This is a genomic window from Janibacter sp. CoH_79_TC_3, from assembly GCF_058197955.1.
In genome coordinates this window covers 1-687 of sequence record NZ_JBXWIV010000056.1, presented here as the reverse complement: position 1 = coordinate 687, position 687 = coordinate 1, and the positions used below count along the sequence as shown (strand labels likewise).

Here is a 687-nt window from a genome sequence, read left to right as displayed (position 1 = left end):
GGGGCTGTCCTAGATAAGTAAAATTATTTAGGATAGCACTATGAGAAAGAGTAAACTAAGTTGGTATAAACAAAGCAGACTAATCGAGTTATTTGTTGCCGGTTCTACCGCGAGAACAGCAGCAAGCTTAGTTGGTGTTAATAAAACCACAGCCAGTTATTACTTTCATAGGCTACGAGTGCTTATTTACGAGAATAGTCAAGACCCTGGTCTATTTGAAGGCGAAATCGAAGTAGACGAATCATACTTTGGTGGAACTCGTAAAGGCAAGCGAGGGCGAGGTGCTGGTAGCAAAGTGCCCGTGTTTGGTCTATTAAAGCGTAATGGCAAGGTCTACGCTTGTATTATACCCAATGCTAAAGCAGATACTTTGATCCCCATCATAAGAGAAAAAGTGAAGCCTGATAGCATTGTTTATACTGACTCATTTAAAAGCTATAACGCATTAGATGTCAGTGAGTTTACTCATTATCGTATCAACCACTCCAAAACCTTTGTTAATGACAAGAATCACATTAATGGTATAGAGAACTTTTGGAACCAAGCTAAACGGCATCTACGTAAGTTTAACGGAGTTCCAAAAGAGTATTTTCACCTCTATTTAAAGGAATGTGAGTGGCGTTTTAATCACAGTGACCCAAAGTCGCAATTACTACAATTAAAACAATGGGTTAAACAGGGTTTGAA

General features: G+C 38.9%; 1 protein-coding gene. It reads left to right on the top strand.

All coding sequences use genetic code 11. The annotated features are described in order from the left end of the window. Positions 1–40: 40 nt before the first annotated feature. The coding region (locus AC2FA3_RS15040; protein ID WP_490510288.1) for an IS1595-like element ISPssp3 family transposase at positions 41–687 on the top strand (647 nt) is incomplete at its 3' end.